This window comes from Exiguobacterium sp. s181 (assembly GCF_018617125.1).
Lineage (GTDB): Bacteria > Bacillota > Bacilli > Exiguobacteriales > Exiguobacteriaceae > Exiguobacterium > Exiguobacterium profundum.
The window spans coordinates 1-899 of sequence record NZ_JACSJM010000014.1; the positions used below are offsets into that span (position 1 = coordinate 1).

Here is an 899-nt window from a genome sequence, read left to right on the forward strand (position 1 = left end):
ATGGTGCGGTCGAGAGGACTTGAACCTCCACGGTGTTAACCACCACTAGGCCCTCAACCTAGCGCGTCTACCGATTCCGCCACGACCGCGTATTAAGATGGAGCGGAAGACGGGATTCGAACCCGCGACCCCGACCTTGGCAAGGTCGTATTCTACCACTGAACTACTTCCGCATAAGTATTTAGAGATGCGGGTGAAGGGACTCGAACCCCCACGTCAAAGACACTAGATCCTAAGTCTAGCGCGTCTACCAATTCCGCCACACCCGCATGTGAAATTACGTATTGAATAAAAAATAATGAGAAATGGTGAGCCATGCAGGGCTCGAACCTGCGACCCTCTGATTAAAAGTCAGATGCTCTACCAACTGAGCTAATGGCTCATTAAATTTTAATGGGGCGGCTGAAGGGAATTGAACCCTCGAATGCCGGAATCACAATCCGGTGCGTTAACCACTTCGCCACAACCGCCATGAAAAAATGGTGCCGGCGAAAGGATTCGAACCCTCGACCCTCTGATTACAAGTCAGATGCTCTACCAACTGAGCTACACCGGCGTGTTATATGGTGGCTTTGGACGGAATCGAACCGCCGACACAAGGATTTTCAGTCCTTTGCTCTACCAACTGAGCTACAAAGCCATACGTATTAAATTAAAAATGGCGGTCTCGACGGGATTCGAACCCGCGATCTTCTGCGTGACAGGCAGACATGTTAACCCCTACACCACGAGACCGTTTTAAGTCATATCGACTTTACCTATTTTAAAGGTCATTCTATGTAAAGTCAATAACTTTTTTAAAAAAATAAAGCCTGGCAACGTCCTATCCTCACAGGGGGAGATCCCCCAACTACTTTCGGCGCTGAGACGCTTAACTTCCGTGTTCGGCATGGGAACGG

8 tRNA genes and 1 rRNA gene are annotated in these 899 nt (G+C 49.2%); all 9 read right to left on the reverse strand.

The features are described from left to right. Position 1: 1 nt before the first annotated feature. Positions 2-89 (reverse strand) — tRNA-Leu (locus KNO70_RS15965). A gap of 9 nt (positions 90-98) precedes the next feature. After that, positions 99-173, reverse strand: a tRNA-Gly gene (locus KNO70_RS15970). Positions 174-188: 15 nt separating this feature from the next. Then, positions 189-269 (reverse strand) — tRNA-Leu (locus KNO70_RS15975). Positions 270-306: 37 nt separating this feature from the next. Next, a tRNA-Lys gene (locus tag KNO70_RS15980) sits at positions 307-382 on the reverse strand. A gap of 12 nt (positions 383-394) precedes the next feature. Beyond that, positions 395-470, reverse strand: a tRNA-His gene (locus tag KNO70_RS15985). Positions 471-480: 10 nt separating this feature from the next. After that, a tRNA-Thr gene (locus KNO70_RS15990) sits at positions 481-556 on the reverse strand. 8 nt (positions 557-564) lie between these two features. Continuing rightward, a tRNA-Phe gene (locus tag KNO70_RS15995) sits at positions 565-640 on the reverse strand. Between the two features lie 19 nt (positions 641-659). Continuing rightward, positions 660-735, reverse strand: a tRNA-Asp gene (locus KNO70_RS16000). 75 nt (positions 736-810) lie between these two features. After that, positions 811-899: ribosomal RNA gene (rrf, locus tag KNO70_RS16005) — 5S ribosomal RNA — on the reverse strand; the annotation flags it as partial.